Here is a 24641-nt window from a genome sequence, read left to right as displayed (position 1 = left end):
GCATTAATTCAGCCACCTTCTGGTTGTGTTCAACAGCTTGAGGCAGCCTTCCGAAGGTCAAGTAGCTAACTTATCAAGCCTCATAATTGCTATTATCATCCAACATTTATTGGGTGTTTTGTGGGGGTAGGGCGTTTGTCGCTCACTGTAACCAATTGATTTCATTCAGGATGCTGCTTCCTGGCAAGTTGGCACAACCTGCAGCTTTCCAAGCGGACAAAGCCCCTTCTGGTTGAGATGATGAAGACCGCTTGAGCCACAGTTGCTGAGCTCAAATCCACCTTGACCAGGAACGCTCGAGCCCGCGACACGACCCCTCATCAGCTATTGATTGGCCGCTCTTGCTGTTGGGTCATCGTGCCGGTCGATGGCCTTCGCAGGAGAACCATCAACCGGCATAGCTGGTTACGGCGCAAAAAAAACACCTCCTGCAGCCGCCGCAGGAGGTGTTTGCAACCACTTGACGTAACAGCCAGCCAGTACTAGAGCTTGGACAAGCTGGCTGATATGTGCATCACAGGCGAGACCCGCCTTCTATAGGTGCGCCGACGACTGCGTGCGTATCAACGCTTGACGCGTGCACGCTCGACAATCAAATCGGCTTGGGCTTGGTTCACACCTGGCCCCAAAGTACCAAACATCACGCCCCAGTTATTGCTGAGACCGCCGATGCGGGTTTTCATGAACACGTCAATCACCTCGGGTGTCGAGTGGCGTAACAGTTCAGCACCTTGCACGCAACGCGCAATCGCCTCGGTTGCAGGACGCGCCAGGAATTCTTCGTCCACCATTTCTTTGAGCAGACCCGCTGTGGCGTTGACGTAAGCATCAAAGCGGCTATCCATGCCCCGCACACTGCTCATTTCTGCCATGAGTGCATCCAGGCAGTTCGGCTCCTTTTGGATTGCTCGACGCACATCCATGCACATCATGTTGGCGGCACCTTCCCACACGCTGTTCAAAGGTGCTTCTCGGTACAGACGAGCCATGGGGCCGTCCTCCACAAAACCGTTGCCACCATGGCATTGCAGTGCCTCGTTGGCCACCGCGACCACACGGGAGCAGTTGAAGTATTTGGCCATGGGGGTCGTGATGCGGGCAAAGGCCTTCTCGTTGGCATCCGTCTCGATGTAGTCGGTGGCCTTCGCTACGCGCAATGCCATCAGGGTAGAGGCTTCAACTTCCACAGCCATGTCTGCCAACACGTTGGCCATCATGGGGCGCTTGGCCAGGCTGGAGCCAAAACCACCACGACTGGTGGTGTGGTTCAAAGCCAGCGTGAGCACTTGGCGCATGAGACCCGCTGAGCCGACCGCAAAGTCCAGGCGGGTGAGGTGCGAGTGGGACAGGATTTCACGCAAACCTTTGCCCTCTTCACCGACGCGAATGGCCATCGTGCCGCTGTATTCCACCTCGCTGCCAGCATTGGAGCGGTTGCCAGCTTTGTCTTTCAGGCGCTGAATGAAGAAGCGGTTGTAGGTGCCATCGGGCAAGGTGCGGGGCAGAAAGAAACAAGTGACGCCACCATTGACCTTGGCCAGCGTGAAGAAGCCATCAGACTGGGGCACAGAGCAAAACCATTTGTGGCCCGTGAGTTCGTACCAGTGTGCTGTTGCACCGTGGTAGTCACCGCTATGGGAGTAGACCGCTGTGGTTTGTGTCTCGCGCAGGTCTGAGCCACCTTGCTTTTCCGTCATAGCGTAGCCAATGACAACGGATGGCTTGTCTGCCACTTCACGACGGCTGTTTTCATAAACCGTTCCCAAGGATTTTTCCGCCCAAATCTTCAGTGCGGGCTCATTGCAGAAACCGGCATAGGAGGCATAAGCCATACCTGTTGGGCACCCGGTCCCCTGCTCCACCTGGTTCCACAGATACGAGAGAACGGCTCGTGCCAGATGGGGATGTTTTTCCTTGGCCGTCCAGGAGAGCGTTGGGACTTCATGCTGCCAGGCCAGGCTCATCAACTGGTGCCATGAAGGATGGAAGTCCACCCAGTCGATACGGTTGCCATAGCGGTCATGGGTTTTGAGCTCCGGGATGTTGCGGTTTGCCTGGCGCGCCAGCTCCTGGATGGCCTCATCACCCGCCAGTTGGCCAATCGCAGAGCACTTGGCTGCTGCCCAGGGGGCGTCGCGTTCAATGACGGACTTGAGGACCACGTCATCATCGAAGGCATTGAAACCAAACGGAAAGTCAGCCTGGTTCTTCACGACGTGGGTGGAAAAACGGTCAGCCGTTGCAGGCGTGGCCAGGCTCTGTGCAGAAATGGGGGCGTTCATGCTTGTCTCCTTGTAATGGTGCTGAGGGAACTGACTTTCTGGGGGTATGCGGTGACGGCAGCGCAGCAGACATCGGCAATCTGGCCTGCCAAGTCGTGTACGGCCTCCGGGTCTTTGCCGTCAGCCCCTTCGAAATCCGCATTCAGGGGCGAAAGAGGGCCAATCAGGCTTTCCATGAAGCCGCCGACGATGACCGTGGCCGCAATGGAAGGGTCAAGCTCAGCGCGGAAGTCGCCCCGCTCCTGGCCTACCTTGACGATGCGCATGATTTGTTGGCTGATGGCGTGGCGGTAGACCAGGCGTGCTGCATCGATTTCACGCTCACAAGGCTCGGCAATCATGGCGTAGGCCAGACGGCGATTGCGCATCGCACGCTCTACGAAAGTGGCAACTGCCACATGCAAGTTTTGATAAGGGGTGTCTTCACTGTCTGCGATGGCTTGCAGCACATCCACTTCGCGCTGCGACACCATGGACAGCACCTCCACGAACAAGTCGGCTTTGGAGGGGAAATAACGATAGACAGAACCAGTGGCAACTTCAGCGGATGAAGCCACATGGCTCACCTGAGCCTCAGACCAGCCACCCTCGGAGACGAGCAGGCGCGCGGCTTGCAGGATGCGGTTGCGGTTGTCAGCCAGGCGGGCTTCGACGCGTTCGGTTTTACGGTAGGCCATAAAGAAGTGAACTTAAATTCATTATGTGAATATTAGTTCACTTCTTTGACCTGGACAAGCCTTCGGACTATCAGGACACAAAAATTGTGTGAACGTGACCAACGATTGACGACGCAAGTCGGTATGCACGGAAACACTCTTGGCAGTAATATTGACGACGCGCCAGAACAGATTGGGGAGAGAGTGTGCGCCATGAGACGGCTCAGGGTGCCAACTTAAATTGCAAACGACACAGCTAAATCAGACAACAACGGTGGATTGCCTGCCACTCCGATGGCAAACATGCTCGAGAATGCCCCTCTACCAATTGCGCAGCAGCCTGTTGCGCAATTGGTAGAGGGGCATCCTTTGGGGGCGCCAGATTAGGAGGCAATGATGGCTATCGGTACTGTTTTGACGAACAACCACACCCAAGCCGTGGTGCTGCCGTTGGATGTGCGTTTGCCTGAGGGCGTCCACAAGGTGGAAATTCGCGCTAAGGGCAACGAGCGCATCATCACTCCCCTTGGTCACACCTGGGACAGCTTCTTTATTGGCGCCTCCACTGTGAGTGACGATTTCCTGAACGCGCGCGCCTCTCAGGACCAGGACCAAGAAGAACGAGAACCCATCTAACGCTGGGCTGATAGTGCTCAGCTTGGGAACAACAAGCTTAGACGCCCAGCGGTCAAGGACATTGAGCGCGTGGTCAAAGAGCTGCGCCGAGCCAACGACATCCGCAAGACAGCCAGCGCGTTTTTTGCCCAGGCGTAGCTCGACCGGCGGCTCAAGTCGCGAATACTTACATTGACCGCCACCGAGCTACAGCTATGACAACGCAATGGCCGAAACCATCGACGGTCTGTACAAGGCCGTGTCGCCAATCGCAGTCTTTGTCCGTTGCAGTGATTGTTATTAGCGACATTAAAGGCACTAGACTAGCCTTGAATGCCATCGGATTCAGCGAAATAATGACCGCAATAACAGTCCTTGCAAAATAACAAGGACTGCGATTGCAGACGCAGCCATCTGCGCCACGTCACAGCCAGGGCGGTTACTGCCACCTTGCAGCAACGGGTTCCACCCGAATAGCGCGAGAGGCTCCATCCATTTGGGTTGGCCGCTTGCGGCCTGGAGGCAGAGCCGCCCCAATTGGCTGGAGGGGTAAGCGCCGCCAGCCAGCGGCTGGCTTCAGTCGTCCGGCCTGTCCTGCTGCTGGATGTATTGCTTGATGATTTCTAGCGGAGTACCGCCACACGAGAGCACGCAATAGCTGCGCGACCAGAGCACGGGCTTGGAATACACCCCCGCAAGTTCTTGAGCAAATATCGTGCGCAAGCGCCTGCTGGTGCCCGTCTTGAGTGCATTGACGAACTCGGCGAGTGCCGCCGTTGGGGGTAGCTCAATGAGCAGATGCACATGGTCAGGCTCCCCGTTGGCTTCGATGAGTCTACCGCCCCAGGCTGCGCAGCGCTCCTTGGCCTGCACTTCGAACTCAGCCAGCATAGGGGCAGTCAGGCACTTTCGGCGGTACTTTGTCACAAGAACCAAATGGTAGTTAAGTGCGTAAACGCAATGATGTAGCTTGCTTATTTGCATGATGAATTTATAGTAACCAATCATGATTGAAGCCCGCAACCTGCGCAAAACGACCTATCGGCTGTACCCAACGCCGAAACAGGCGGTTGCGCTCGATGCGCTCTTGCGCTCACACCAGCAGCTCTACAACGCAGCCTTGGAAGAGCGCATCAGCGCCTGGAGCAAGGCGGGCAAATCAATTTCCTACGCCGACCAGTGCAAGAGCCTTACCGTGCTGCGCCGTGACCTGCCCGAGTGGGCCGACGCTGCCAATTGCTCCAGCCAGCAAATGACGCTGCGCCGTCTGGACAAAGCCTTTGCCGCCTTCTTTCGGCGGTTGAAGGCGGGGCAAACACCGGGGTTTCCGCGCTTCAAGTCGCTGGGACGTTTTCCCGGCTTCAGTTTCAAAACCCATGGCGATGGTTGGCGCTTTACACCCGAGGATGGCTGGAGGCACGGCAGTCTGCGCCTGTCGGGCGTGGGCCAGATTCGCGCCCGTGGCCAGGCCCGCCAGGGCGGCGAGATTCGCGCGTCCGACATCCTGCACCGCGATGGCCGCTGGTATCTGTCGCTGACCGTGGCCGTGGCCAGCCCAGAACGCACCCGGCAGGCCGATGGCGCACTGGCCTATGACTGGGGCGTGGAGTGCTTCCTGTCGGGCGTAACGCACACCGGCGAGCTGGAGAACATCGACAACCCGCGCTGGTGGCAACAGGATAAAGAGCAGACCATCCGGTTGCAGCAAGCGGTTTCACGCAAGAGCAACAGGCGCTCCAATCGCAGGAAAAAGGCTGTGCACAGGCTGGCAGCAGCGCGCGCCAAGGTAGCCCGCAAGCGTCTGGACTGGGCACACCAGCAAACGGCAGCACTGGCCAGCCGTTATGCCCTGGTGGCGACGGAAGAACTCACGCTCAAGAACATGACCCGCAGCGGCGCAGGCACTGTGGAAGAACCGGGAAAACAGGTGGCCCAAAAGGCGGGCCTGAACCGGGAAATACTGGACACCGCCCCTGGGCTGTTCACTTCGCTATTTCGCTACAAAGTGCTGGAAACTGGTGGCGAATGGGTGGACGCTCCGACCCGCAAACTCAAGCCCAGCCAGCGCTGCCCCCAGTGCTGGCATGTGGCCAAAAAGCAGTTGTCGCAGCGAATGCACTGCTGCGAGCAGTGCGGGCATGAGGAAAACAGGGATACGGCTGCAGCGCGTGTGGTGCTCTGCTGGGCCTTGGAATCAATATCCGGTCAGGAACTGGCCGTGACGGGGGTTCATTCTCCCCGTGAAACTCCATCCTTTGCAGCGCATAGGGTGGAGTAGTTCATTGGGCTGTGTACTTTTCGAGCAGGGGGCAAGCGCTGAAGGCGCTGCATGAGGTGTGGCTGGTGGCTCGTGCGTGGAAGCCGTTTTTCGAGAAGTTCGGTGCGTCTCAAAAGGACATCGCGTACTTGGAGGGTGCCATTCGGAGGTTGGACCAAATTGCATCTCCAGAGCTCGAGAAGACGCTACGGGGTCTCCAAAGGTTGGATTGCTTTTAGCTTGAAGTGATTGCTCACATATAATTATGATTTTAGAGCATGATAGACATCTCAGTTGGTAAGCCCGTACTCACAACCAGCCTGTAACCGCGCTTCAGACGCAGCTTGTGAAGTCTGAGCAATTCTTGCTTAGCAGCTTCTATCGACGGCAGGGCGAAATTTTTCAAGGTACCCAGTCTGTTTTGCAGACCTCCATGAGCCTTGGTGAGCACCCAATCTCCGAGCAAATCTTGCTGAAAAACTGCGACATAGTACCGAGTGGGCGACTGCCAGCGAATGTACATGTGCTCGCCAATTTGACGCTGATGAATAGTCAAAACGGGAAAAATCCGTGGTGAGTGAAGTGAACGAAGGGTGTGTCAGCACCAATTCAAAACACTCCCGCAAGCGGGCTCCGAGGACGGAGTGCTGTAGGTAGTCGCGCGCTTTCTACAGGTCGGCAATGCCAAATTTCTTCGCTGTCGCGGAGCGGCCCAGACTCGTCAATTGCAGAAAGATGAACCACATCCAGTGGGTCTGCTTCTCGCCTTGACGCAGTTCGTTGAGGACTTGGTCGTAGACAGGGGCCTGGGCCTCCAGATAGCGCTGAAGACCTGCCCCTGTAGCGTGGAATCAGGTGAGTGTGCAGATGCGGAACTGTTTGGCCGGCAGCCGGGCCATCATTGATGCCGATGTTGAAGCCATCTAGGTGAGATTGAGCTTGCACCGATTGTTTGGCTTGGTTCAGAAGCTCAAGTAGTGCCCGTCTTTCCTCCACACTCACTTCAAAAAACGAGCCCACATGTCGCTTGGGAATGACCAGGCTGTGACCTGGCGACACCGGAAAGCAGCCCATCACCCAAACCGCATGCTCGTTTTGTTGGACGATGCGCGTTGCTGGCAAGGTGCAAAAGGGGCGGATAGTGTCGCTCATAGGTGTCAGCCAATCAATTGACGAAAGGAAGCACGGTAGTCCATGGGCTCAAGGTGAAGGTGCTTGGATATATCCCCGTTGAGCATGTACAAGGCTGGCGATTCGCGAAACTGGAACACACGGTAGAGGTAAAAAGCGTCTTTCACTTCTTTGGAAAACTCCAGCTCATTGCGGCTGATGACGAATGAGGATGCATGGGGACCGTTGGTGGTCTTGACCTCGATGTAACGAGGCAAACTTGGCGCATCGTAGGACAAGATGTCATACCCGGCGCCGTCCCCGAGCCGGTCAGAAATCCAGTCTACTCGCTGGAATAGCTCGTCTTGACCCTGAGTTCGAAGACGTTGCTGCTCGAACTCAAGTACCCATTGCTCCCCCGCACGTCCCAATCTTCGGTTGGTCTCGTCACGCAGGACATAGTCGACTTTGCGAGGCAGACGAGGCCTGGGCAGCCCCGAAGTGAGCCTGACCACCTGTTCCAGGGCAGGTGGCTCCACGAGAACAGCCTTGAAGGTCTTGGATTGCGATGGCCTGACTTCTTCCAGAGCGTCCACGATTTGGCGCATCAGGTCTGAATGCTCCAGGACAAAAGCTTGAACTACTTTGCGCAGCAGCAGTTGTGCATTGCCACGAGGTTTGTATCCGGCAATGAACGGCAACTCTAATGCTTGCAGCACAGCACTGATGTTCTGGTGCTTGAGTTCAACAGAAGACTTGCTGCGCCCGCGCAGCCGCTGACGGAGTGCCGCATTGAATTCAGATTTGTTGTACCGCTCCTGCCTCGCTTCAAGCGTCAACATCTCGAAGTAGGCGGAGACTGCAGCTTTTACCTCTTCCAACGACCAGTCTTCGCCAATGCGCACAACTTCAAAACCCAGGCTTTGCAGTTTGGTAACGACTGTGGCATCACCCTCGGAAAATTCGGAGGGCTTGAGAGGCCCATGTTGCGGAAACTGGTGGCAGAAAGCTGCACCAACGATGGCCTTGGAATCACACAAATCACCCGTCAATGGGTTTCTGACCATGTAGTCACGTGATTTGCCGAAGCCGTATCGGTTGAGAAAGTCGCTGCGACCCAGACGACCGAACTCATCCAGAGCAGCCTGAACTGCTGCGGGGCTCATCAGTTGGGATAGGTCGCTCGCCACTCTCTGTCCTCCCTGAGTTGCTGTGACATATGATTTTTCACTGGGCTGAGACTAATGCGCTAGGCCATGAAAGAAGCTGGTGCGCAAGCGACTATCCCCGCGTCTGCATCACCAGAGGCGCTTTAAACAAGGTACCTACAGCAAACTGCCAATATAACTGGTTGCCCCGCAACTTTGGCACGGGGAAAGTCGATAGCTCAGCCACTTGATGGCCGTCGACGGTATTGGCGTCCCTGACCACTAATTCTGTATTTGTGGTCATATTTCTGGCTATTCTCATTGATTGACGAGTATCGCCTCCAACGACATTGCGGAACAGAGCGTTGCGAATGGAGTAGCAAGGAGCCTGTGCAGGCGCTGGGCAGCGCTAACTGATTCCGGCTGACTAAAATTTAATCACACCTCTGCAAGCCGCGCCAGACAACGGTTTCAACGCGATAGGCGTCAGTTATGCACAGGGTTGCGCACCCTCTTTGGGGATAGGTTTTCGACTGTAAAGTGTGGCCGCCCTTTGCCACGGCATGTTCGCCAGCGATGAAAGCACCTCTTGGTTGTTGCATCCATCCCGGATGGATTCCATGAGAAGTCACACTGGCACAATACAAGCCTCATAATTATCAAAATTTAATTATTAGGTTTCTATGGCACAGAATGCTTTCGTTGAAAAGCCAGTGGTTCGCTACACACGCACCGATTTCACGGCCCTGCGAGCGAAGCTCAACCATCTGCCTCTCACACTAATTGCCAGGCAGTACTACTCTGAGGACTTGCTCGACGAACTGAACTGCGCCACACCTGAAGCACTCAACAAGCGATTGACGGGTTTGTGCACCCAGCTGGTCGCACGACTGCAAACCAAAAATCCAGCGCTCGCGGGCATCCTGGAGACGTCCGTCAAATCCAACCGCTGGTCAAAGTACGCCATCGAATACCTGGTCGCCTCAGCTGACTCCGACATGACGGGGGCGACACTGGACGACTCACTTTCCATGTGGTTCAAGCCAAGGGTGGTCAGTGCACTGGCGATGGAAAAAATCCACACTCTGTCAGACCTCAAGAACCACATCGAACGCCTTGGTGAGCACTGGTACCGACCGGTGCCGCGCATTGGCCCCCGCAAAGCCAAGGCGATTGAGAAATGGTTTCTGAAAACTCCAGGACTGGGAGCCCTCGCCATCAAGCCCGACGAGCCCACATCCCACCTGGTGCCCGTGACCAGCGTCGAGGTACTCGTACCACTTGAGCGAATCGGCTCTTTGCCAAGAGGCATCCTGTCTGAGCGGGGAATCAATCGATGTGAGAGCTTCTGCTTGGTATCTGCGCGAAACGACCTGGATGCGGTGCGTGCCTATCTATACAAGTACCGAGGTCAGGAAAAAACACTGACGGCCTATCGCAAAGAGATTGAGCGATTCTTGCTATGGTGCTCGCTTGAGAGAAAAGTCCAACTCTCTTCTGTGCTCACGGACGACTGCGAAGTCTATAAAGACTTCTTGGCGAATGTTCCACAGCACTGGTGTGGACCGTGGGCACCTCGCCACTCACCCAGGTGGAAGCCCTTCAACGGCAAACTCGCAGCCTCCTCCCAGAGGTATGCCATCCAGGTCATACGCGCCTGCTTTGAGTGGCTGGTCAAAGTTCGATACCTCGCTGGCAACCCCTGGGTGACGGTGGCCAACCCTGCTGTTACCCAACGAGAAGATGCCATTGAAGTTGAAAAAGCACTCCCCTGGGAATTGTGGGATGAACTCTCCAAGGAAGGTGGCCTGCTGGACTGGGCCTGCTCACTCTCTCCTCCCATCTCTGGAGAACTCATCAGTCCCAAGGACCCACGCGTATCCGCTGTTCAAGCACGCCTGGCCCGAGCTGCAATTTTGTTGATGGGGTACTCTGGACTTCGTCGGGAAGAGGCTTGTCTCGCGGCAAGAGTGAATTTCAAGCCGGTTCCTGGCAAGGGCATCTGGGCGCTCAAAGCCCTTGGCAAACGCAACAAATGGCGAACCGTTTACGTTCCACCCCGGGTGGTTGACGCCATCAAAGCACACTGGGCTGACCGGGGCCATGACTTTGACAACCTTGAAAGCCCGCATGCTCTTCTTTCTCCTGTGGTCATCGCCAACACAAAAGCCTCTCAGGAAAAGCACCTTGTCGAAGTAGAGGGAACGCCTCGACTGTCAGGTGAACCGTTCACCCCCAGCGGTCTCTACAAAGTCGTCGTCAAGCTGCTGAAGTCACTTGCCCAAGATGAATCACTTGCGCTGAGTGAAGAGCAGCGTGCGTTGCTCAGGCAGGCAGCGCCGCACGCACTGCGTCATACGTTCGGCACCCATGCTGCTGCCAAGAAGATGCCCATTGATGTTCTTCAGAAGCTGATGGGCCACGCATCGATACAGACAACGAGCATCTATGTTCAGGCTGAGCGGGAGCGAACCATTGAAGAAGCTCGGAAGATTTTTGAAGTTTAATTCTGTACTTTCCACAGCCAACCATTAGGTTTATCTGGAGCAGTGTTCAGTTTGAACACCATTTTTAAAGCTACCTGCTGGAACTTGCCAGGCACCCGCCCAGGCCCTGTGTTCAGTCCGAACACTCGTTTTTGAGCACTTGCCTGGCGCTCATCCCATCAGTTGGCGAACGGGTAGCAGGAGCAGTGTTCAGTTTGAACACCATTTTTAAAGCTACCTGCTGGAACTTGCCAGGCACCCGCCCAGGCCCTGTGTTCACTCCGAACACTCGTTTTTGAGCACTTGCCTGGCGCTCATCCCATCAGTTGGCGAATGGGTAGCAGAAGCAGTGTTCAGTTTGAACACCATTTTTTGCTCGCTTGAAATGGGAACTCCAATGCTCCACCATGGCATTCGCAAGCCCCATGTGTTCAGTTTGAACACCATTTTTCGAGAACTTGCAGGGTCATTATCAGCTGGATAGACAGAAAAAAAGCTCCTGCGAAGGAGCTTCATAGAAAGAGGTGGCAGTCTAAAACTCTATTTCAGGGAAAAGGGACTTCATGTAGAGAATCAGCTGCTCTCGCTTCTCATTGTTCGCAAGCTCTGTTTTAAGCTTGATAGTGGTGAATGAGTCTGTCACATCAATCACACCAACCTTTTTCCGACCAACGAACAACTGCCGCTTTGTGGCTCTAGGTTGGCTGGGAGCATTTTGAGGTGCGTCCTGCTTTTTGAGGCGATGAATGATATCAGTTATGTCTAATCCGAGTTCCAGGTCCTGGATAAGCTGATTGGCAGCCTCTTCTGAAATTTGGTTGTCAGAGGTATATTTGACCAACTCATAACAGGCAGCAGCGCTAATAAGACTCGGCTTGTCCGCCAATTTGGCTAAGATTACTGGCGGTAGTTTTTCAAAAGAAAGAAGCCTATACAAGGATGTTCTGTTGATGCCAAAGGTGTTGGCCATGTCAACCTTAGTCGGAAACTCAGATTGCATTCGTATCAAAGCGATGCCAATCTCGTAGTCGGTCAAATTTTCACGAACTACGTTTTCTGTAAGAGCTTGTGCGGCCATGTCGGCATCGGACAGCTCAAGTATGACTGCAGGTATTTCTGAAAAGCCGACAGCTCGGGCAGCTCTTGTGCGGCGTTCGCCGGCAATCAACTGATAAACACCTTCTTCTACAGGATGCGACCTAACAGCAATTGGCTGCAGCACTCCGCTGGCACGAATGCTGTCTTCAAGGGAAGTTAGCGATTCTTCAGTGAAAACAAGACGGGGTTGCCAAGGGTTCGGTTGTACCTTGTCAAGCGGAATTCGTACTGCTGCATTTTGACTGCGGGCTTCAGCCAATTGCCGCTCAAGTGCTTCCGACTTCATTTCGAGATTCGTCATGTATGAAGACGCAACTGCTCCCGTCTTAGGGCGGAACCTCAGATTGCCATCCTCATCATCACTGTTGGCACTAGGGAGGTTGTCCACATCAGGAAGGGACTGAGCTGTAGCCAATAAGGATTGAAATCGGTTCTTTTTCATACTGTCATCCATTTCGCCGAGTAGAAGGAGTCAACCATCGAGCAAAGCTCGTTGAATGGTTGTCGCAACCTATCAATGGTGCGTTTGCTTGCATCCTCATTTCCACTCATTTGGTCATATACAGTATTCATTGACAACGCGCCTGAGGAAGCTGCTGCACTAGCTGGAATTTCAATGTCAAGCAGCCAGTCTTTGTAAGACAACTTCGCCCACTCTTTTACGATGAGTGCTGCTTCGGAGTTGTAGTTGACTTTGGTGAGCAAGACTTTAATCATGTCGAAGCCTTTGTTCCCTTCGTGTTCCTGGAACATCTCCGTCAAATCCGCAAATAACGACCAAAACTGGATAGAAGATATGAAGTCCAAGCTATCTGGTACAAGTGGCTGGATAAGAGTGTCTGATGCCATGATGGCGTTGACAGTGGTGTAGGAGATGGAAGGGGCGGTGTCCAAAAGGATGTAGTCAAAGTCGTGCCGAACTCCCTCAAGGCCTTCTCTTAAAAGAGTCCAGATTTGCTTTGTTGGCCGCTTTCGCGAAATGAGTGGGAAATTGAAATCAGAGCCAAGCATTGCTGTACATGCAGGAACAACAGAGATGTTCTTCCAGTAAGACTCTTTGATGATTGGCTTGATGGACTCCATAGGCGTATCTTCGAGGTAGGACGAAAAGAAGCCACCAATCGTTTCATCCAAATCAACTTCTATATCAGCATAGATACCGCACAACTCCGTGAGGGACGCTTGGGGGTCTAGGTCAATAATCAAAACTTTACGACCTTTGAGTGCTAATCCTTGTGCCAAGCACATTGTGGTGGTCGTCTTGGTAGACCCACCTTTCAGGTTGGATACCGCTAACACGGGCGCCTTAGCTTCAGAGGGCCGTGGGGTTGGCGGACGAACCGCTGCAACCCATAGGTACACCTCTTCAAGTGAGAAATCTCTGGAGTTACCTTTTTTGCTTCCCTTGGGCAAGGCTTCATCTTTTCTAATCAGATAGTTGAGCCTATTCCGGTCAAAGCCGCATATCTCGGCCAGTTGGCCGGCGGTGAATCTTGGAGCCGCCTTCTTAGGCATCGGCTCAATCATCTTGTCGCGCAGAAGCTGAGCAAGCTCGGTCATCCTGCGGGCTCTTTCGGCAACTTCACTAAGCGATAGCTGTTGTGTTTTTTTTTGAAGCTCTATCGCGTCTGTGAGTGTTTTAGCTAGCGCTTCAAGGCGAATTTTTGACTTCTCTGTCTCTAGTTGCATGGTGCATCTTTCGTAAACGAACACATAGACTGTAAACGAAAAACTCCATGACAAGAGAAAAAACGATGAAGTCAGTGATGGGCTTCATACACACGGAATGCACTCGTCTAGTGCAAAGCGTCGAACCGAGGCTCGCATGAGTCTGAGCGGAACATAGCGATGCTCATCGCACAAGCTGTGCAAAAAAGTTTTTGCGTTCTACGAAAAGTTCATCGTTTTTTTGGCGAAGTGCAAGAATCTTTTTGAATGAGAACTGCGCGAGAACTTAGTGATGTAGCACTGAAGTACGGGACATGCATATTTCATGTTGCGAAATTTTTTTTCTTTATGCGAAAAAAACAATCAAGCATTCACATCAAACCGAAGATATCCACAGCTTATTCACAAGCAAGGTGATTATTCACAAAGAATGTTGCGCATTTCTCGCAGAATGCTGCGCCCAAGTTCAAAGAATGCTGCACCTTGTACGCAGAGTGTTGCACTTATTTCGCAGAATGTTGCGCTACTGATTTCAATTTTCACCAATGTAATCAATGAGTTAGCGAGAATTTTTAGCGCCTTGTATCTGGTATCAGAAGGTATCTCTTCTTCAGTAAAGAAGTAGTTGGGTCGCTATCGCTCCCACTTAGAGCCAAGGTAGTTATCAGATAGAATCCAAAGACCAATCATTCAAAAAAACGCTGAGTAGGCAAAAAAACGCTGACTCACTAGAATTACGATGAATTCGAATGTTTTTCACAATCCCGCTATACAGCACTTGCTGAGGCTTGCTGAGGAGATGCCAGGGGTGCAGCAGCCATCCAGCCAACAAGTTCAGGTTGATTTCAGCGAAAAACCACGTACTTCAACGAGAGTGAGCAAACCTCATGCAATACCTAGAGAAATGGGTATCAATGAAGATACAGTCACCATCAAGGACGCGTCACTAGCCAAAATCAGCGACAGTGCCTATGCAATACGAAAAGAAAAAGAAGCCCGCAGTAAAGCTTCTAAGGTCAGTTACGTTTGTCAGTCTTTGATAGATAAATCGCCCACGGAAGATGACGCACTGGCGTTGATGCCTATATGGCTATTGCCTTCTGCGCTGCCTTACCAGAACATCCCTCAAGATGTTCAAAGCTGGTCAAGGTATGCGGGGAAAGAATCCATTGTGTTGCAGCCAGGAACTTACTTTGATGAGAAAACAAACAGCAACATCATCATGGGCTACCCAAATGGCAAGTACCCGCGCCTGGTGATTTTGTACTTAACTACTTGCGTGTCATTGCTGGAAGCCAAGTACGCAGACAAAGAAAGCAGCTACCGTAGCCCAGAGGAGCGAACAATTCGACTTCGCGGTGACGAGTTCCTTCCTAGCTTGCTAGAGTTTGCATTTGATGGTTCTCGTTCAGCAATTACGTCGGCAGGCGAGCGTGGGCTATTCACTCTTTTCAAGGAGCAGTTCATTCGGCTTCTGGGAGCGCACATAACTGTTTCATTTAAAAGTGAAACCGACTACCGCATGGTAAGGCTTAACATCACAGACGCTGTTCACTTGAAGGCATTTATAGATAGCAGCGGCAGTGCCTTTTGGAACATGTCGATTGTTTTGAGTGAAAACTTCTATAACGCGGTCAAGGCACGTGCAGTCCCCGTTGATGTGCGCATTGCAAAGTTTCTTGGAAAATCACCACAAGCCCTGGATATCTACTGCTGGCTGAGTCAGCAGGTTTACCTGCTAAACCATGTTGGAACAAGGGCCCGACGGTCGTTCACATGGGACGAGTTATTTTCTAACTTCGGCCCTGACATCAAGAGCACATCAGCCAAAGCACATGCCGTGCAACTGAAGACATTTAAACGTGCTTTTGTACGCAGTCTAGAAAATATCCAAGGAGCATGGAAGTCTCTTGCCCCTAGGGTCGAGACTTCATCCGAAGGAGTGATGATTCACAGGGGCATCACCCTCACGGTATCACCGACAAAAATTAGGCTTGCTGAAAATAAGCTACCTACTCCGTATGCCTAGTTGAATTTACAGTGGCACTGTTGCACAAATCTATTTTGAGACGTGCTCCCCCAATCCTCAGCCGTGGCTATGCAACAGCTGCCGTCTAAGGGCTGTCCAGTTCAGTAAATCAGTTCAAGATAGCACCAGATGTGCAACTCGTTGACCTGGTGCTCTAAGGTGCGTGGCATCACCCGCTCGCCCAGTCGCTAGATGCAGTGCATCTTGGTTTCCACCAAACTGCGCCGGTGGTATTTTAAAAATGCGATTGAAAGTAACCCACATATGAATACCCGTTTGCTGCGTATCACCCTGGCCTTGGTTGCTTCCATACCCATGTGGGTCCAGGCTCAGGACAGTAACCTGTCCAAACAGTTCACCGCCTGCATGGACAAGTCTGGTGACACCACCCAGGGCATGGTGGAGTGCATCGTGGCTGAGCACCAACGCCAGGATGTGCGCTTGAACAAGGCCTACAAGGCCTTGATGGCAGATTTGACGCCTGAGCGCAAAAAACAACTGCAAGAGGCGCAACGAGCCTGGATAAAGTTCCGAGATGCCAACTGTGGTTTCTACTATGACCCGGATGGGGGCACCATGGCGCGTGTCAGTGGCAACGACTGTGCGATGACGATAACAGCTAACCGCGCTAAAGAGCTGGAAAACCTTGCCCTGCCTTGATGAGGCAAGGTGAGGCATCACTCTTCAGCAGCATGTGCATGCAAAGCAGTGCGACCAAAGTAAAGCTCAAGTCAGTGGCTTGTTCCAGCGAGACAGGTACACACTGGTCATCACGGTCAGCTTCATCGATTGGAAGCTCGACTCATCAAGTTTTTTTGGAAGCACTGAACTTTCCATAAAAGTAGCTTGGATACGCATGACCCGTAGGGTATGAGCGCTTGGCACTTGGCTTGATGGCTTTCGTTGAATGCTTTTTCGGGACGAAAGTTGGCCAGACACCTGTTGCTAAGCTGCTTTCCCAAAACATGGTGCCCATGACGTTCTATTAAAACCCCCGATACTCCAAGGCTCCAGAAAACTCTCACCCCGTGGTTGTTGAACCACCGTCCTGCATGCTTGCTTTTGCTCCTGGCGCGCGCGCCGTGATACGTGATGAAGAGTGGCTCATTCGCCGTGTGGACCCCGCTACCGATGGCGGCTACTTGCTCACCTGCGATGGCATTTCTGACTTGGTGCGTGGCCAGTCGGCGCTGTTTTTGACGGCGCTGGAAGACCACATCGAGGTGCTGGACCCGGCTCAGACTGAGCTGGTGCCCGATGCCAGTCCCACCTACAACGCCACCATCCTCTATCTGGAGAGCATGCGCAGGCGCAGCGTGGCCAATGACGAGCAGATTCACCTGGGCCACCGGGGCGTGATGAACCTGGTGCCTTACCAGCTGGACCCTGCCTTGCAGGCGCTGCGCCAACCGCGCTCGCGCATCCTGATTGCCGATGCCGTAGGGCTGGGCAAGACGCTGGAGGCGGGCATCCTCGCTACTGAGCTGATACAGAGGGGCCGGGGCAAGCGCATCTTGGTAGTCACGCAAAAGGCCATGCTCACCCAGTTCCAGAAAGAGTGGTGGAGTCGTTTCTCCATTCCCCTGACCCGCCTGGACTCCGTGGGCCTGGGTCGGGTGCGCAACCGCATCCCAGCCAATCACAACCCCTTCAACCATTTCGACCGCAGCATCATCTCGATAGACACGCTCAAGAACAACCTGGAGTACCGCAACTATCTGGAAAACGCCTGGTGGGACATCATCGTCATCGACGAATGCCACAACGTCGCAGCCAGGGCAGGGGAGTCGGGCCTGTCGCGCCGGGCAAGGTTGGCGCGGTTGCTGTCCAACCGCTCTGACACGCTGATGCTGTTGTCCGCTACGCCACATGACGGCTCAGCGCGCAGCTTTGCCTCCTTGATGAGCTTGCTGGACCCCACGGCCATCTCCGACCCAGACCGCTACACGCCCGATGACTTCCGTAGCAAAGGCCTGGTCATTCGCCGTTTCAAGAAAGACATCAAAGACCAGGTGAGCGCCGATTTCCAAGAGCGCCAGACCCTGTGCCTGAGCCAGGCGGCCAGCGCCCAGGAAGAGGCTGCTTACCGCGCCTTGCTTGCCATCCCCTTCACCCAGGGTGGGCAGCGCAAAGGTGGACGCCAGACCGAGTTGCAGCGCGTGGGTATGCAAAAAGCCCTGTTCTCCAGCCCGGCGGCGGCGCTGGAGTCCACCCTCAAGCGCATGGAATTGCTGCGTGGCAAGAGCAGCCCCACGGCTGAGGAAGGCCAGGAAATCGATGGCCTGGAGGTGTTTGCCGATGCCCTGCGCACCCTGGTCGACGACAGCAAAGCCCAGTCCTTCAGCAAGTACCAGCGCCTGCTGCAGCAACTGAAATCGCCCGAATTTGGCTGGCAAGTCATCCAGGCCGAAGACCGCTTGGTCATCTTCTCCGAGCGCATTGAAACCCTGCGCTGGCTGGAAAATCAGCTCAGCCAAGACCTCAAGCTCAAGCCCAACCAGGTCGCCATGCTGCACGGGCAGATGTCGGACACCGAGCAGCAAACTCTGGTAGACCGCTTTGGCCGCCTCGACGACCCCATCCGCGTGCTGCTGTGCTCGGATGTGGCCAGCGAAGGTCTGAACCTGCACTACTTCTGCCACCGCCTGGTTCACTTTGACCTGCCCTGGTCCCTGATGGTGTTCCAGCAGCGCAATGGCCGCGTGGACCGTTACGGCCAAAAGCACCAGCCGCACATCGTCTATCTGTTCACCGAAACCGTGAACGACAAAATCCGGGGTGACTTGCGCATCCTTGAAATCCTGCAAGCCAAGGACGAGCAGGCCTACTTGAACCTTGGTGACCCTTCGGCCTTCCTCAACGTTTTCGACCCCGAAAAGGAAGCGGCCAAAATCTCCGACTTCATGGCAGATGGCCTGGCGCCTGAAGCGGTTGAAGCCACCCTGGACCAAGCGGCCAGCAGTGAGGACGACAACGAGGGTGACTGGCTGATGCAGCTCTTTGGTGCCGGTGCCAGCACCGAAGGCGGCGAAGCTACATCTTCTGAGCCACCAGCCTCCAGCACCGCACACATTGCCGAGCCTGCCTCGCTGTTCCCCAGCGACTACCACTACGCCAAAACCGCACTCACCCAGCTCAACCAGGGGCAAACGCTGTGCCAGTGGTCTGCGGTCGATGCCGAGCAAATTATTTCTATTACCGCGCCGCTGGACCTGCAAGAGCGCCTGCGCCAGTTGCCCCGCGAGGCCCAGGCCGATAACGACCACTACCCCCTGTGTGCCGACCCGGTACGTATGGCCGAGGCCATCGAAACCGCCCGCCAGGCCCGCTCTGAAGAAGAAACCTGGCCCCGGCTGCACTACCTCTGGCCCCAGCACCCCATCATGGAATGGCTGGGCGACCGCGTGCTGACCCACTTTGGCCGCCACAAAGCCCCGCTGCTGCAAAGCCACCGGCTGGCCCCGCAAGAGCAGGCCTTCATCCTGATGAGCCTCATCCCCAACCGCAAGGGCCAGCCCCTGCTGGTGGAATGGCAAGTGGCCCACCGGGTAGGGCAGGGCGCCTTTGCCCTCGAAGGCTTCGATGCCTTTGCCGCCCGCGCCGGCCTCAAAGCCGCGGGCTTGCCCAACCGGGGCCACACCGAGGCACTGGCCGGCCTGCAAGCGCAGATGCAGCAAGCCCTGCCGCAGGCCGTGCAGACCATGCACCGCTTCATGCTGGAACGCCAACAGGCCTTTGCGCAGCAGCTCACCCAACGACTGGAAGGCACCCTGGCCGAATTGCAACGCCTGCAAGGGGCGCAAATACAGCAGCTCACACTCGACCTGGAAAAACAGCTGGAGACTGTGCAGCGTGGCCGCTTTGAGCAGCGCAGCCAGCATATCCGCCGCGTGTTTGACGACTACCGCCAGTGGGTGCACGACACCCTCACTACCGAGCCCCAGCCCTGGATTCAGGTGCTCGCCGGCGTCTGCCACCCCCAAGCTGCCCCCTCGCCCGCCGGAGCCTGAGCCATGCCCATCCTTGAAGCCGTACAAACTTTTGCTGGCATCACCAACGAAAACGAGTTCTACAGCCACCACTACCTGGCCGAAGTGTTCAAGGGCGACATCAAAACCCGCCTAGACGCCTGGGACGCCACCGAAGCCCAGCACCCCGGCCAAGATGCCCACCGCGCCCCGCAAAAGCGCCTGCAAGCCTGGGCCCAGCGTTGGTTTGCCCTGCGCGGCCAGGTGCAGCGCGGCAAAGACGAGCACGAGCGCTGGGCCACCTTTGTGCAGCTGCAAACCGGCCTGCTGCAAGCCCTGGGCTACACCGCGCCCGCCCGCACCGCCCCCCTGCAAGAGCTGGTGCCCGGCCTGCCGCTGCCCATGTGGGAGTTGCTGGGCCAGCGCCTGGCCATCATCCCCGCCTACCAGCCCAGCCGCGAAGAAGATGACCTGCTGGACCACCAGCTCACCGCCTTCCACTACGGCACCGAGCCCTTGCCGCCCCAGGTGAAGGGCGAAACCTGGGCCGATTTGCTCTCGGATGCCGTGTTTGGCGCCGACCAGCCCCCGCGCTATGTGCTGCTGCTGGGCTTGGACGAATGGCTGCTGCTGGACCGCTACAAATGGCCCAACAACCGTGCCCTGCGCTTTACCTGGGCCGACATCCTCGACCGCAAGGACGCTGACACCCTCAAAGCCTGCGCCGCCCTGTTGCACAAAGACAGCCTGGCCCCCGGCGAAGGCAGCAGCTTGCTGGAGAGCCTGGACGAAAACGCCCACAAACACGCCTTTGGCGTCAGCGAGGACTTGAAATACGCCCTGCGCGAAGCCATCGAGCTGCTGGGCAACGAAGCCGCCCGCCAGTTGGATGAACAAGCCAGTGGCAGCAAAAAAAGCGTGTATTCGGGCCAATACAAGCTGGATGCGGGCGAACTCAGTTTGGAATGCCTGCGCATGGTGTACCGGCTGCTGTTCATGTTCTACATCGAGGCGCGGCCCGAGCTGGGCTATGTGCCCATCAACCAAAGCGAGGTGTACCTCAAGGGCTACAGTTTGGAGAGCCTGCGCGACCTGGAACTGCAGCCCCTGCCCACCCCCCAGGCGCGCGAGGGCAAATACTTCGACCTCACCCTGCGCCGCCTGTTCACGCTGGTGGCCCACGGCTGCGGCTTGGCAGGCGAACAAGCCAGCCTGCGTGCCAACCACGACAGCCACGCCCCGGTGCCCCAGGGCGCCAAAGACACCTTTGCCCTGGCGCCACTCGACAGCCGCTTGTTTGACGACAGCACCCTGCCGCTGCTGGCCAAGGTGCAATTCCCCAACGCCCTGTGGCAGCGCGTGATTCGCCTGCTCTCGCTCAGCAAAGGCGGCAAGGGTCGGCGCGCGGGCCGCGTCAGCTACCAGCTGCTGTCCATCAACCAACTGGGCGCCGTGTATGAGGCGCTGCTCAGCTACCGGGGCTTTTTTGCCGACGAAGACCTCTACGAAGTCAAACCCGCGCCCAAAAAAGCCAGCGCTGCGGCCAGCGACGAAGGCGAGGACGACAGCGAGAGCGACGACGCCGAAGACACCAGCCGCCGCGCCCGCGCCAGCGACTCGGACGCCGACCTGCTGGAAAACGCCTGGTTTGTGCCCCGCAGCCACATCGACGACTACCGCGACGATGAAAAGGTGTACGACGTGGAAGAAGGCCGCCGCAAGCTGCGTATGCACCCCAAGGGCAGCTTTATCTACCGCCTGGCGGGCCGCGACCGGCAAAAAAGCGCCAGCTACTACACCCCGCAGGTGCTCACCCAGTGCTTGGTGAAGTACGCCCTGAAAGAACTGCTGGACGAGAAAAACGGCCGCGTGCAAAAGGCCGATGACATCCTCACCCTCACCGTCTGCGAGCCCGCCATGGGCAGCGCCGCCTTCTTGAACGAAGCCGTGAACCAGCTGGCCGAGGCGTATTTAGAGCGCAAACAGGCCGAGCTGAAAACCCGCATCCCCCACGACCAGTACCCGCAAGAGCTGCAAAAAGTGCGCATGTACCTGGCCGACCGCAACGTGTTTGGCGTGGACTTGAACCCCGTGGCCGTGGAGCTTGCCGAAGTCTCGCTGTGGCTCAACGCCATTTATGGCGAGCAAGACGAAGCCACCGGCCAGCCCCTGCCCGCGCGCGTGCCCTGGTTTGGCTACCAACTGTTTGCGGGCAACAGCCTGATTGGCGCGCGCCACCAGGTGTTCAACGCCGCCGCCCTGAAAAAAGGCGCCAAACCCGCCTGGCATGAAGAACCCCCGCGCCGCGCCAGCGCCAGCGCACCGCGCCGCCCGGACGAAATCTGGCACTTTTTGCTGCCCGACCCCGGCATGGCCGATTACGGCGACAAAGACGCCAAAAAACTCTACCCCGCCGAATTTGCCCAGCTAAAAACCTGGCGCAAAGCCTTCTGCGCCCCACTGGCCGCGCATGAGATTGCCCGCCTGCAGCAACTGAGCCAGCGCGTGGATGAACTCTGGGCCGAGCACCGCGCCGCCCTGGCCCGCGACCGCGCCCGCACCGAAGATGCCACCCCCGTGTGGCCGCACGGTATGCGCCCCGAATTTCAAGCCAAATCGGCCTCTAGCGACCACCCAGCAAGCGCAAGCAGCTATCAAAATAGCAATGAAAGCCGCAGCCACCGCATTAGCCGCGCGCAAAAAGAAGCCATCCGCCAGCAAGGCCTGCTCAATGAAGATGGCGACCTGGCCACGCCCTTCCGCCGCCTGAAGCTGGTCATGGACTACTGGTGCGCCCTGTGGTTTTGGCCCATTACCCAAAGCCACGAGCTGCCCAGCCGCGAACAGTGGTGGATGGAAGTGGGCGCCATTTTGGAAGGCAACGTGATTGACGTCACGCCCCAGGCGGGCTTGCTGTTTGACCAGCCCGCCACCCGCACGGGCGAGCTAGTGTTCCAAAACGTGCAACCCAGCTTTGCCGGTTTTGACGACCCGCAGCCCGAGCTGCAAGCCGCCGCCCCGCGCCTGCACGACAAGCTGGGCCAGCTGCGCATCAGCAAACTGCGCCAGTTGTTTAGCCGCATCGCCGTGGTGGAGGGCATTGCCGCGCAGCGCCGCTTTATGCACTGGGAGCTGTGCTTTGCCGATGTGCTGCTGGGCGCAGGCCCGGGCACCGAGGGCCGCTCCGGCGCAGGTTTTGACCTGATTTTGGGCAACCCGCCCTGGCTGAAGGTGGAGTGGAACGAGGCCGGCATTCTGGGCGAGCGCAACCCGGTGTTTGCCGTGCGCAAAATCAGCGCCAGCGATTTGGCCCAGTTGCGCGCCGAAGCCTTTGCCCAGTTCCCCGGCCTGCAGGCCGACTGGTTGCAAGAGCTGGAAGAAGCCGAAGGCACGCAAGCCTTTTTGAATGCCGTGCAGAACTACCCACAGCTCAAGGGCATGCCTGCCAACTTATACAAGTGTTTTTTGCCATTGGTTTGGCACTTGAGCAGCGCGCAGGGCGTAGCCGGGCTGTTGCACCCCGAAGGGCCGTACGAGGACCCCAAGGGTGGGGAATTACGCGAGGCAATTTATGCGCGGTTGAGAAGACATTTTCAGTTTGTCAATGTCAAAAAGCTATTTGCTGAAGTGCTGCACTGGGTCACATATTCAATCAATATATATGGCCCAAGAAGGCAGCAGCCTGCTTTCGACACCCTTGCCAATGTTTTTATCCCAGCCACGGTCGATGCGTCGTATCAGCACGAAGGTGATGGATTGGCCGATGGAATAAAGACGGCAAACGGTGACTGGAACACAGCCGGTCACCGTGACCGTATTGTGCGCGTGGACGAAGCCGCGCTGACCACCTTTGCCAAGCTTTACGACGAACCTGGCACCCCCGCTCGCCGTGCCCGACTGCCCGCTTTACACGCTGGCGCCTTGAGTAATGTATTGGCCAAACTTGCCGCCTATCCCCAGCGCTTGGCCGACTTGGACGAGGGCTACTTCGCTACCGAAATGTGGAACGAAACCGCCCAGCAACACGACGGCACCATCAGTCGCCGCCCCAGCACCGACCCAGGCTTTGCCGCTACGCCGCACGACTGGGTGCTGTCTGGCCCGCATTTCTTTGTGGCTAACCCGTTTTGTAAAACTCCGCGCAAACTCTGTAACACGCCATTGGCATATGACAACGTTGACCTTGGAACTTTGCCCGACGACTACCTGCCGCGCACCAATTACCGACCTATGCCCGACCGCGCGGAATACCTGCGCCGCACGGCTCGCGTGAGCTGGATTGAAGAGGGGGAAGCGCGCGGAAGGCCCGTGACGGAGTTTTTCCGGCTAGTGCATCGCCGCCGACTGTCCCAGTCGGGTGAACGAACTCTGGTTGCTGCGCTAATTCCCCCTGGTTCAGCCATCATCAATACTTGTATTGCCACGAGTTTCCAGAATCAGCAGCTACTGCTTTCATGTACAGCGATGCTGAACTCGTTATTCGTTGATTTCTTTATCAAAAGCACTGGGCGTGGCGACCTTTATGGTGAGGGATTGGCGCAGTTGCCAAGGCTTTCCACATCCGCGGACATTTCTGCCCGCGCCCTCACCCTCAACTGCCTCACCACCCACTACGCTCCGCTGTGGGAGCAGGTCTATGACCTGGACTTTGCCGACCAGCGCTGGAGCCAGCCGGGCAACCCGCGCCTGCCGCACGATTTCTGGCCCGCGCTCACCAGCACCTGGACGCGCGACTGCGCCCTGCGCAGCGACTACGCCCGCCGCATGGCCCTGGTCGAAATCGACGTGCTGGTGGCCCAAGCCCTGGGCCTGTCGCTGGACGAGCTGCTGCTCATCTACCGCGTGCAATTCCCCGTCATGCAAGGCTACGAGCGCGACACCTGGTACGACGCCACCGGCCGCATCGTCTTCACCAACAGCAAAGGCCTGGTTGGCGTGGGCCTGCCGCGCAAAGGCAGCCGCAGCACGCCCCGCACCCGCATCGCCACCCCCGATGGCAAAGTGCGCGAAGGCAACTTCGGCTGGGACGACCTGTGGACCTACGCCAGCGCAGACGCCGGCGACAGCGAAGAAACCCAAAAGCGCGGCGGCACCCCCAAGGTGTCCGACGGCACCACCATCACCCAATGGCTCATGGACGACACCCTGCCCGGCGGCCCGCGCGAAGTGCAACGCACCTACACCGCCCCCTTCGCCCGCGCCAGCCGCGAGGATGACTACCGGGTGGCGTGGGCGTTCTTCGATAGGCAGCAGCCGCAATGACTAGGCGCGGTGAGCGCCTCAAGGCAGCCATTCATAAAAACTGAGTTCGATTGAGAGGGAGA

Annotated in this window: 15 protein-coding genes and 2 pseudogenes; 8 read left to right on the top strand and 9 right to left on the bottom strand. The window is 56.4% G+C overall.

All coding sequences use genetic code 11. From position 1 onward, the window contains the following. Nucleotides 1-563: 563 nt before the first annotated feature. Nucleotides 564-2282 (bottom strand): acyl-CoA dehydrogenase family protein, encoded by a 1719-nt coding sequence (locus EV674_RS12160; protein WP_119014346.1) that lies wholly within the window; start codon nucleotides 2280-2282, stop codon nucleotides 564-566. Next, entirely contained in the window at nucleotides 2279-2959 is a 681-nt protein-coding gene (locus EV674_RS12155; protein ID WP_119014345.1) for a TetR/AcrR family transcriptional regulator, read from the bottom strand. The genes EV674_RS12160 and EV674_RS12155 overlap by 4 nt, the downstream gene beginning before the upstream one ends. 375 nt (nucleotides 2960-3334) lie before the next feature. Here EV674_RS12155 and vapB point away from each other — a divergent pair, with 375 nt between their 5' ends. Together vapB and EV674_RS17800 are read left to right on the top strand one after the other, a co-directional pair. Next, entirely contained in the window at nucleotides 3335-3574 is a 240-nt protein-coding gene (gene vapB / locus EV674_RS12150; RefSeq protein WP_119014364.1) for a type II toxin-antitoxin system VapB family antitoxin, read from the top strand. A 9-nt stretch (nucleotides 3575-3583) separates the two neighbouring features. Beyond that, a pseudogene (locus tag EV674_RS17800) lies at nucleotides 3584-3759 on the top strand (IS3 family transposase); the annotation flags it as partial. 370 nt (nucleotides 3760-4129) lie between these two features. Here the strand turns inward: EV674_RS17800 and tnpA are convergent. Beyond that, nucleotides 4130-4561 (bottom strand): IS200/IS605 family transposase, encoded by a 432-nt coding sequence (gene tnpA / locus EV674_RS12145; protein ID WP_374761697.1) that lies wholly within the window; start codon nucleotides 4559-4561, stop codon nucleotides 4130-4132. Here tnpA and EV674_RS12140 point away from each other — a divergent pair. After that, a complete protein-coding gene (locus EV674_RS12140) occupies nucleotides 4560-5831 on the top strand; it encodes an RNA-guided endonuclease InsQ/TnpB family protein (RefSeq protein ID WP_119014344.1) in 1272 nt (423 codons plus the stop codon). The two genes, tnpA and EV674_RS12140, sit on opposite strands and share 2 nt — an antisense overlap. A 250-nt stretch (nucleotides 5832-6081) precedes the next feature. On the opposite strand, the gene EV674_RS17585 is transcribed toward EV674_RS12140, so the two are convergent. From EV674_RS17585 to EV674_RS12125, 4 genes and pseudogenes are all read right to left on the bottom strand, one after another. Then, complete coding sequence (locus EV674_RS17585) at nucleotides 6082-6333, bottom strand: hypothetical protein (protein ID WP_206613254.1); 252 nt, start codon at nucleotides 6331-6333, stop codon at nucleotides 6082-6084. A 145-nt stretch (nucleotides 6334-6478) separates the two neighbouring features. Then, nucleotides 6479-6586, bottom strand: coding sequence for a DUF1810 family protein (locus EV674_RS18025; protein WP_374761698.1), 108 nt, complete (start codon nucleotides 6584-6586; stop codon nucleotides 6479-6481). 73 nt (nucleotides 6587-6659) lie between these two features. Further along, nucleotides 6660-6962, bottom strand: a pseudogene (locus EV674_RS18020) (HIT family protein); the annotation flags it as partial. A gap of 5 nt (nucleotides 6963-6967) precedes the next feature. Continuing rightward, complete coding sequence (locus tag EV674_RS12125; RefSeq protein ID WP_119014342.1) at nucleotides 6968-8110, bottom strand: protein NO VEIN domain-containing protein; 1143 nt, start codon at nucleotides 8108-8110, stop codon at nucleotides 6968-6970. 641 nt (nucleotides 8111-8751) lie between these two features. Here EV674_RS12125 and EV674_RS12120 point away from each other — a divergent pair. Then, nucleotides 8752-10575 carry a phage integrase family protein gene (locus EV674_RS12120; protein WP_119014341.1) on the top strand — a complete coding sequence of 608 codons (1824 nt, stop codon included), beginning with the start codon at nucleotides 8752-8754 and terminating at the stop codon, nucleotides 10573-10575. A gap of 511 nt (nucleotides 10576-11086) precedes the next feature. Here the strand turns inward: EV674_RS12120 and EV674_RS12115 are convergent. Continuing rightward, nucleotides 11087-12106, bottom strand: a complete 1020-nt coding sequence (locus EV674_RS12115) for a ParB/RepB/Spo0J family partition protein (protein WP_119014396.1) — start codon at nucleotides 12104-12106, stop codon at nucleotides 11087-11089. Continuing rightward, nucleotides 12091-13341 carry a ParA family protein gene (locus EV674_RS12110; protein ID WP_119014412.1) on the bottom strand — a complete coding sequence of 417 codons (1251 nt, stop codon included), beginning with the start codon at nucleotides 13339-13341 and terminating at the stop codon, nucleotides 12091-12093. The genes EV674_RS12115 and EV674_RS12110 overlap by 16 nt, the downstream gene beginning before the upstream one ends. 718 nt (nucleotides 13342-14059) lie before the next feature. On the opposite strand from EV674_RS12110, the gene EV674_RS12105 reads away from it, so the two are divergent. The 4 genes from EV674_RS12105 (at nucleotide 14060) to EV674_RS12090 (ending at nucleotide 24579) form a co-directional block, all read left to right on the top strand. Further along, a complete protein-coding gene (locus tag EV674_RS12105; protein WP_119014397.1) occupies nucleotides 14060-15349 on the top strand; it encodes a replication protein RepA in 1290 nt (429 codons plus the stop codon). 204 nt (nucleotides 15350-15553) lie between these two features. Beyond that, the gene (locus EV674_RS12100) at nucleotides 15554-16009 is read left to right on the top strand and encodes a lysozyme inhibitor LprI family protein (protein WP_243647384.1); all 456 of its coding nucleotides are present in this window, start codon (nucleotides 15554-15556) and stop codon (nucleotides 16007-16009) included. A gap of 392 nt (nucleotides 16010-16401) precedes the next feature. Then, entirely contained in the window at nucleotides 16402-19359 is a 2958-nt protein-coding gene (locus tag EV674_RS12095; protein WP_119014399.1) for a DEAD/DEAH box helicase, read from the top strand. 3 nt (nucleotides 19360-19362) lie between these two features. Then, entirely contained in the window at nucleotides 19363-24579 is a 5217-nt protein-coding gene (locus tag EV674_RS12090; RefSeq protein WP_119014400.1) for a DNA methyltransferase family protein, read from the top strand. Nucleotides 24580-24641: the final 62 nt, after the last annotated feature.

The organism is Simplicispira metamorpha (assembly GCF_004341365.1).
Classification (GTDB): Bacteria; Pseudomonadota; Gammaproteobacteria; order Burkholderiales; family Burkholderiaceae_C; genus Simplicispira; species Simplicispira metamorpha.
The sequence above is the reverse complement of the archived record's forward strand: the minus strand, read 5'-3'. Positions and strand labels throughout refer to the sequence as shown.